Genomic DNA, 7,924 nt, shown 5'->3' on the forward strand with positions numbered 1-7,924 from the left:
CGCTGTCGATTCGTGCAGATCTGACGATCGGTGTCAGTTTGGGCGCGGAGGCTCGTGAGAGCCGAACACCCGCGCGAGTGGGCACGGAGCCACGTCCCGTCGACGAGTGGGTGGGCCGATTCAAACGCGGCACCGCGCAGTTTCTCGACCGGGAGACGGTGAAGTCTGTGGTGTCTCGATTCGGTGGTCACTCGACGGGTATCGGATTGGACGAAGTGAGTCTGGACGAGCATGGTTTGGACGAGGGGGCCGTTGATGCTGGTCCTGAGCTCGCTCCGAAGATCGGTCGTTTGGAGATCATGGGCCGATCACTCGAAGTTGTGCAGTCCGCGCTCGCCCGGTACCAGCTCGCCGTATATCCACCGGACGTTCTGATTCAGGTGCCGCGCAAATCGGCTCGGAGTCTCGACTTTGCACGGGCCACCGAGATGATCGCGATCGGCCGGGCGCTGACCGAATCCGCTCTCGATGCCGAGGATTTCTGAAGACTCGGGTCCGATAAATGACACGGCTGACATTTGTAACCTGGCGTTCACCCGATATGTGGCGAATTTCGTAGCGGGATATCGAGAACCGAAGTACCGTCGGCAGTATCGAGTAGCGCAGAAGTTACTTGTGCGGGAGGTTCTGATCGTGACTGAAATATTCAGTGCGAGAGGGCCGGCGCCCGGCCCTTGTTTCAGCTGACACTTCCGTCATCTGACACCAGAGCCGTCCGGTCCAGCGAGTCGAGTTTGCGCGGGTGCCGCGCAAGCCTAGGAGCCCAACGTGACTGCATCACGCTCTGTCTCTAGCCGGAATCATTCGGGAGATGCACTTCGCACCTATGTATTGGATACGTCGGTACTTCTGTCGGATCCATGGGCAGTCACACGATTTGCCGAGCACAGTGTGATCCTTCCACTGGTTGTGGTCAGTGAACTCGAAGGTAAAAGGCATCATCCCGAACTGGGATGGTTTGCCCGAGAAGCGCTCCGGATGCTCGACGATCTGCGCATCGAGTTCGGTCGCCTCGACAGGCCGGTGCCGATCGGCACCGAGAACGGTACCCTGCAGGTAGAACTCAATCACACCGATCCCGCGGTCCTCCCCATCGGATTCCGTACGGACAGTAACGATTCGAGAATTCTTGCCTGCGCCCTCAACCTTGCCGCCGAAGGCAAGGATGTAGTTCTGGTCAGTAAGGACACTCCGCTGCGCGTCAAGGCCGGCGCCGTCGGGCTTCCGGCCGACGAATACCACGCTCACGACGTCGTACCTTCCGGATGGACGGGCATGACGGAACTGAATGTAGCGTCGACGGATATCGACGAACTGTTCGGTGAAGGTTTCCTGGACCTCGACGAATCTCGAGATCTTCCGTGTCACACCGGGGTTCGGCTACTGGGTGGGTCGTCGAGTGCGCTGGGTCGGGTCACCCCGGACAAGCGAATTCAGCTGGTCCGCGGTGACCGTGAAGCCTTCGGCCTTCACGGGCGTAGTGCGGAACAGCGTATTGCGCTCGAACTCTTGATGGACGAAAGCATCGGAATCGTCTCTCTTGGAGGCAAAGCGGGCACCGGCAAGTCGGCACTGGCATTGATGGCGGGCCTCGAAGCAGTGCTCGAGCGGCGCAGTCAGCGCAAGGTTGTCGTCTTCCGGCCACTGTATGCCGTTGGCGGACAAGAACTCGGATACCTTCCGGGCAGTGAGAGCGAGAAGATGGGCCCGTGGGCTCAGGCCGTTTTCGACACGCTCGACGGGTTGGCTTCACCGGAGGTTCTCGAGGAGGTCCTGGCCCGCGGAATGCTGGAAGTCTTGCCGCTCACCCACATTCGTGGACGATCGCTTCACGATTCATTCGTGATTGTCGACGAGGCGCAGTCGCTGGAGCGGAATGTGTTGCTGACGGTGCTTTCTCGGCTGGGGACGGGATCTCGCGTCGTACTGACCCATGATGTCGCGCAGCGGGATAACCTGCGGGTGGGTCGACACGACGGTGTTGCGGCAGTGATCGAAAAGCTCAAGGGCCATCCGCTTTTTGCGCACATCACCCTCACTCGCAGTGAGCGTTCACCCATTGCCGAGTTGGTTACCGAGATGTTGGAGGAGTTCGGTCCCACTCCGTAAAGCAATTCTTCCCGTGCGACTTTCGTGTCGCACGGGGAGAATGTTACGCCTCGCGAGGTCCGAGTTCCGTATTCAGTACTTCCTGAACCACGCGCATCGCGGCAAGTCCGGCCGGCGCGCCGCAGTACGCGCTGGCGTGGATGACGGTTTCCACGATTTCGGTGCGGGTCAAGCCATTTCGCAGCGCACCGCGCACGTGGCCCTTGAGTTCGTTCTCGGCGCGCAAGGCAATGAGCATACCCAGATTGATCAAGCTGCGGCTACGACGGTCCAACCCGGGCCGCGTCCACACCGATCCCCACACATTGGCGGTCACGAAGTTCTGTAGTTCTTCGCTGTCGGTTCCCCGGGTTCGATCGAACGCTGCGTCAACAAAATCGGCGCCCATCACTTCGGTTCGCACGGCCAATCCGGCGTCGAAGGAGTCGGGTGTGTTGTTCTCGGTCATCGCGAGTGTCTCTCTTCCGGCGGTATTTTCAGGCCGGAGACAGCCTACTGCGAGCGCCGCTACCGACTACTGCCTGTCCGACTGCGGTCAGCACACCCCACATTACGTCCCGCAGACTGAAGTAGTCCCGCCACACCGCGATCTTGCCGTCACGCAATTCGAAAGTTCCACACACCCAGAACTTGATGCGCAACGGGCCGACAGTCAAGATGTCGGTGCGTTCCGTCAGGACAGTGAGGTGGTCGCCGACGATGTGGTGCATGTCGGCCTCGAACCTCAGTGACGGTTTTGTGACCAGGCGAAGGGCTCGAGTCACTACCTTCTTGCCGCGCAACGTCGGTAGCGAGACGTTCTGCCAGACGATGTCATCCGTCATCAGTTCTGCGGCACCGTCTACATCGAAATCGGTGAGGGCACGGAACATCTTTCGAACTGTTGTGACCGAATCAGTATTCATCGGGATCCCCTTCACGAACTCTTGACGAATGTGCCCAATCCATCCTGGTCGAAGTACTCCAAGATTAACGAGCTTCCGTCGAAAACGGCTTTGGAAATTGTTCCGATCGGCGCATTCTCGCTTTCGGGACGGAACGTGTACGTGTTTCCGTCCCAGTGTGTCAGCGGATAGGTGACGTTGGCCGGCCCCAACGTCAAGGTGAGCGTGCCGTTCGCGTCGGTTACTTTTGCGGGACCCCAATACGAATTGTCGTAGGTACCGGTCAATCCTGGGAGCGGCGCGGACGGCGCAGGACTGGTGGGCGTGGGTTTGTCTACCAGTTCGCCTGCCGGATCCATCTGGGCGGAAAGCATCGCCTTGTACGGTGTGCGCCAATCCCGGGTGATCTTGCCGAATTCGACGAGGTCCGCGAATTCGGCGTTGAGTGCCTCGGGAACTCCCGTCGGGCTGCCGTTGGTCAGCGCCACGATCCCGACGTCGGCCGACGGAATCATCAACACATTTGTGGCCGCACCTAGAATGAATGCTCCCGAATGACTCAGTCGCACACGTCCAGACGAACTGTCGGACACGCTGAATCCGTATCCGTAGAAGCCCGCTCGCTCACCGAGGGTTGTCGGGTGATGCGAGATGACTTCCGGGCTGACGGCGGGAACCAAGGCATCGGTCTCGACGATCCGCGCGCCGTTGTACTCACCGCCGCCGAGGACCATGTCCATCCATTTGGCCATGTCGCTGGCTGACGAACTCACGCCGCCGGCCGGAGCCTGGGCGTCAGGCTGTCGCACGACGCCGGACGTGTACTTGCCGTCGTAGAGTTGGTGGCCGACTGCGCGGTTCTCGCGCGCCAGGTAGTCGGCAAATGTCGACGACGTCGAGGTCATGCCCAGGGGTCCGTAGATAGTGTTCTGAGACAGCGCTTCCCAACTCGTTCCGGCCGCGGCGGCGACGGCTTCTGCGCCCGTGGTAACCCCGAAGTTCGTGTACTCGTAGGTGATCCGGAACGGGTTGAGCGGGAGTTGGCGAAGCTTGTCGAGGATCTGAGCTCGGTCGAAGCCGATGTCCTCGAGTGCATCACCGGCGTGGTCGGGTAGTCCGGACCGATGCGAATAGAGATCGGAGATCTCGAGGTGATCAGTCACCCAGGGATCGCTGAGGGCAAAGTTCGGCAACTCGGACTTCACCAGCGTGTCCCAGCCGACCGTTCCGACACCGACCTCATGCGCGACAACCGTGGCGCCGACAGGCTTGGACAGCGACGCAAGTTGGAAGACCGTATCGGCGTCGACGGGAGCATCTTTGCCTTGCTCGCGTACACCGAATCCTTTGGCATAGACGGTCTTGCCGCCATGAACGACGGCGATTGCCATGCCCGGCACTCCGGAACTGTCCATGAGTTCCTGTGCCAGTCCGTCCAGTTTGCCGACGGCGGCATCGATCTGCCCATCCGGGAGCGGCACACCTACATCGAGGCTGGGGCTGGAATCGCTGATGACGGGGCCGGGGGAACTGGGGTTGTTGCTTGAGTCGTCCGACGCGCATCCCGCGACCAGAGCGAAGGTGAGGACCACGGGAATTGTCAATGCGGCGGCGCGAGTCGCGTTTCTGCGGGCTCTGGACACGAGGGTCTCCCTGGTCGGGCAATCATCGAGATTGTTCGGTTTGTCCATTATCGACGAAATCGGGGACTTAATTCGGGTGAATGTGGAAAAGGACCGAATATCAATCCGCACGTGGCTACGTTGGTGTGAGGACTGCCGACATCATCCGGCCGTTGTCACGAAGGGAGACGAGGAAAATAGATGGACATCGAATCGGGTGAAGTATCGAGTGGGTACCTCTACAGCATCAGCGATTCCGGCGATCTCTACCGCGGCCGGGAACTGAGCGACGGCGGTACTGTGATCGAGGCGTATCTGGAACAGTCGGATACGTGGGTGGCGAGTCCCGAGGATTACATCTCTCGTTCTTTCTGCTCGGGAGAGTTCGAGCGCATTTCGCAGGATGAGGCCGAATCGATTGTCGACGAAGCGCGTGAAGCCCGAAGCCAGTGGTCGGCTGAGAGTTGACAGCAGTCCGGCGGCCAGCCGGTAGATGGTGTAGTTACCGGTCGCGTTCTCAGCCCTTGACCTTCGCCATCGCAAGGACGTCGAGGCGCTTGTCGAGTTCCTTCTCGCTGAGCTTATCCGGAACCAGTCCGCGTTCGATGACGACCTGACGGATCGTCTTCTTCTCCTTCAATGCTTGTTTCGCAACGGAGGCGGCTTCCTCGTAGCCGATCGCCGAGTTCAACGGAGTCACGATCGACGGCGAGGATTCTGCAAGCGTCTTGAGGTGCTCCTCGTGGGCAACCAGTCCGCTGACGCACTTGTCCGCGAACAGGCGAGAAACATTCGCCAGTAACATGAACGACTCGAGCAGGTTGCGTGCCATCATCGGAATGTAGACGTTGAGTTCGAACGCCCCGGCTGCGCCGCCCCACGCGATGGCCGCGTCGTTTCCGATGACCTGCGCCGCGACCTGGGTAACGGCCTCCGGCAGAACGGGATTGACCTTGCCGGGCATGATCGAGCTACCGGGTTGAAGGTCCGGCAATGCCAGTTCGCCGAGGCCGGTCAGTGGTCCCGAACCCATCCAGCGAATGTCGTTGGCTATCTTCGTGAGTGAGACGGCAATGGTGCGCAGAGCTCCCGACGCTTCCACCAAACCGTCGCGAGCAGCCTGAGCCTCGAAGCTGTTCTTGGCCGGAACCAATGCGTCGATGCCAGTTGACTTGACCAGCTCGGCAACAACTTTGGGCCCGAAGCCGTCGGGTGCGTTCAATCCCGTACCCACTGCGGTTCCGCCGATCGGCAGTTCGCCGAGGCGGGGGAGTGTGGCCTTGATTCGTTCGATGCCGGCTTCGATCTGCCGTGCGTAACCGCCGAATTCCTGCCCGAGTGTCACCGGAACCGCATCCATCAGGTGAGTGCGTCCGGACTTGACTACCGTCTTCCATTCGGCGGACTTGGCTGCGAGAGCAGCATGCAGATGTTCCAGTGCCGGAACAAGATCCGTGACAGCGGCTTCCGTCGCCGCGACGTGCGTGGCCGTCGGGAAAGTGTCGTTGGACGACTGCGACATGTTGACGTGATCGTTCGGATGTACGTCCACATCATTGGCCTGCGCGATAGACGCGATGACCTCGTTGGCGTTCATGTTGGAACTGGTGCCCGAGCCGGTCTGAAAGACGTCGATGGGGAACTGATCGTCGTGTTTGCCGTCGGCAATCTCATTGGCTGCCGAGATGATGGCATCTGCTTTATCCGCGTCGAGAAGGCCGAGATCCTTGTTGACCTGTGCGCAGGCGGCTTTGAGAAGTCCCATGGCGCGAATTTGAGTGCGCTCGAGAGGCCGGCCGCTGATCGGGAAGTTTTCGACTGCGCGCTGAGTTTGCGCTCGCCACAGTGCATTGATGGGGACCCGAACTTCACCCATGGTGTCGTGTTCGATTCGGAACTGCTGCTCGCTGCTGTCCGTCATTACTCCAGATTAGGGGCCTTCGGCCCCCGTGCGCACTTTTGGTAGTGGTGGCTACCAAAAGTGCGCACCGGGCGAAGCCCTAGAAGGTCAGTCGATCTGCGCCTTCTTCACCGTCGAAATCGACGGAGCTGTACTCGCGAAGCTTCTCGAGACGGTGGTACGCGTCGATCATGCGAACGGTGCCGGACTTGCTTCGCATCACGATGGACTGCGTGCTGGCGCCGCCGCCGTAGTAGCGAACACCGCGCAGGAGGTCACCGTCGGTGACGCCGGTGGCGCAGAAGAAGACATTCTCGCCGGAGACGAGATCTTCGGTGGTCAGGATGCGATCGAGATCGTGGCCGGCGTCGATGGCCTTCTGACGCTCTTCGTCGTCCGTCGGAGCGAGCTTGCCCTGCAGCGAACCACCCATGCAGCGCATCGCGGCTGCGGCGATGATGCCTTCCGGGGTGCCGCCGATGCCGACGAGCATGTCCGTGCCCGACTCCGGACGAGCAGCAGCGATAGCGCCGGCGACGTCACCGTCGGAGATGAGGCGGATACGTGCGCCAGTGTCGCGAACGTCCTGGATCAGCTTCTGGTGACGCGGGCGGTCCAGGATGCAGACGGTGATGTCGGAAACCGACGCCTTCTTGACCTTGGCGACGCGCTTGATGTTCTCGGAGATCGGTGCGCTGATGTCGATGACATCGGCTGCGTCCGGTCCGACAGCGATCTTCTCCATGTAGAACACGGCCGACGGATCGAACATCGCGCCGCGCTCGGCAACAGCCAACACGGAGATCGCATTGGGCATGCCCTTGGACATCAGTGTGGTTCCGTCGACCGGATCGACAGCGAAGTCGCAGTCCGGGCCGTCGCCGTTGCCGACCTCTTCGCCGTTGAACAGCATCGGCGCTTCGTCCTTCTCGCCTTCGCCGATAACGACGATGCCGCGCATGGACACCGACGAAACGAGCTGACGCATCGCGTCGACAGCAGCGCCGTCGCCACCCTCTTTGTCGCCACGGCCTACCCAGCGACCCGCAGCCATTGCGCCGGCTTCGGTGACTCGGACCAATTCGAGAGCGAGGTTACGGTCCGGGGTCTCACGATGAGTGCTGCTGGCCGTCATGTGCGGTGCCTCCTGGCGCGTTCGCGGTCGACGGGGTGTGTCGACGCAGTGGTTGCTTCAGGCGTGATTCTCCCAGATGGGAGCCACTGTGTGCGTTGTCGGGTCAGTACAGCGGTGATTTGTCGCTCTAATCGGGACCGGGAATCGTATCTACCGCCGAGTACCTGGATACTGGGGATGTGGCATCGAAGAAACCCCGCATTCTCGAAGACAACAAAGACATGGTCTGGTCTCTCGTACCGTTGGTGCTGTTCTGCATCATCATTGCGGGCAT

Annotated in this window: 7 protein-coding genes and 2 pseudogenes; 4 read left to right on the forward strand and 5 right to left on the reverse strand. The window is 60.6% G+C overall.

From position 1 onward, the window contains the following. Together QM600_RS28085 and phoH2 are read left to right on the forward strand one after the other, a co-directional pair. Positions 1–485, forward strand: a pseudogene (locus QM600_RS28085) (esterase); the annotation flags it as partial. 283 nt (positions 486–768) lie between these two features. Then, positions 769–2,109 carry an RNA 5'-3' helicase PhoH2 gene (phoH2, locus tag QM600_RS28090; RefSeq protein WP_283265032.1) on the forward strand — a complete coding sequence of 447 codons (1,341 nt, stop codon included), beginning with the start codon at positions 769–771 and terminating at the stop codon, positions 2,107–2,109. A 43-nt stretch (positions 2,110–2,152) separates the two neighbouring features. Here phoH2 and QM600_RS28095 read toward each other — a convergent pair whose 3' ends face one another. From QM600_RS28095 to QM600_RS28105, 3 genes are read right to left on the reverse strand one after another with little or no spacing between them, the layout of a single operon-like run. Beyond that, complete coding sequence (locus QM600_RS28095; protein ID WP_283265033.1) at positions 2,153–2,557, reverse strand: carboxymuconolactone decarboxylase family protein; 405 nt, start codon at positions 2,555–2,557, stop codon at positions 2,153–2,155. Positions 2,558–2,585: 28 nt separating this feature from the next. Further along, positions 2,586–3,014: a limonene-1,2-epoxide hydrolase family protein gene (locus tag QM600_RS28100; protein WP_283265034.1), complete on the reverse strand. Its 429-nt coding sequence runs from the start codon at positions 3,012–3,014 to the stop codon at positions 2,586–2,588. Between the two features lie 11 nt (positions 3,015–3,025). Further along, positions 3,026–4,684 carry a serine hydrolase gene (locus tag QM600_RS28105; protein ID WP_502943129.1) on the reverse strand — a complete coding sequence of 553 codons (1,659 nt, stop codon included), beginning with the start codon at positions 4,682–4,684 and terminating at the stop codon, positions 3,026–3,028. 132 nt (positions 4,685–4,816) lie between these two features. Between QM600_RS28105 and QM600_RS28110 the strand changes: the two genes are divergently transcribed. After that, positions 4,817–5,083, forward strand: a complete 267-nt coding sequence (locus QM600_RS28110) for a hypothetical protein (protein WP_283265036.1) — start codon at positions 4,817–4,819, stop codon at positions 5,081–5,083. A gap of 49 nt (positions 5,084–5,132) precedes the next feature. Here the strand turns inward: QM600_RS28110 and QM600_RS28115 are convergent, their stop codons facing one another. After that, the gene (locus QM600_RS28115) at positions 5,133–6,536 is read right to left on the reverse strand and encodes a class II fumarate hydratase (RefSeq protein WP_283265037.1); all 1,404 of its coding nucleotides are present in this window, start codon (positions 6,534–6,536) and stop codon (positions 5,133–5,135) included. Positions 6,537–6,615: 79 nt separating this feature from the next. Beyond that, the gene (glpX, locus tag QM600_RS28120; RefSeq protein WP_283265038.1) at positions 6,616–7,650 is read right to left on the reverse strand and encodes a class II fructose-bisphosphatase; all 1,035 of its coding nucleotides are present in this window, start codon (positions 7,648–7,650) and stop codon (positions 6,616–6,618) included. 179 nt (positions 7,651–7,829) lie between these two features. Between glpX and QM600_RS28125 the strand changes: the two are divergent. Further along, positions 7,830–7,924 (forward strand): annotated as a pseudogene (locus QM600_RS28125) (DUF4245 domain-containing protein); the annotation flags it as partial.

Origin of the sequence: Rhodococcus sp. IEGM 1379, assembly GCF_030056815.1 — a bacterium.
Classification (GTDB): Bacteria; Actinomycetota; Actinomycetes; order Mycobacteriales; family Mycobacteriaceae; genus Rhodococcus_F.

What these genes read in the sequence shown, in the direction of transcription:
- QM600_RS28095 (WP_283265033.1), bottom strand. Translation starts at nt 2,557, where the DNA reads ATGACCGAGAACAACACACCCGACTCCTTCGACGCCGGATTGGCCGTG.
- QM600_RS28110 (WP_283265036.1), top strand. Translation starts at nt 4,817, where the DNA reads ATGGACATCGAATCGGGTGAAGTATCGAGTGGGTACCTCTACAGCATC.
- QM600_RS28105 (WP_502943129.1), bottom strand. Translation starts at nt 4,684, where the DNA reads ATGGACAAACCGAACAATCTCGATGATTGCCCGACCAGGGAGACCCTC.
- QM600_RS28100 (WP_283265034.1), bottom strand. Translation starts at nt 3,014, where the DNA reads ATGAATACTGATTCGGTCACAACAGTTCGAAAGATGTTCCGTGCCCTC.
- glpX (WP_283265038.1), bottom strand. Translation starts at nt 7,650, where the DNA reads ATGACGGCCAGCAGCACTCATCGTGAGACCCCGGACCGTAACCTCGCT.
- QM600_RS28115 (WP_283265037.1), bottom strand. Translation starts at nt 6,536, where the DNA reads ATGACGGACAGCAGCGAGCAGCAGTTCCGAATCGAACACGACACCATG.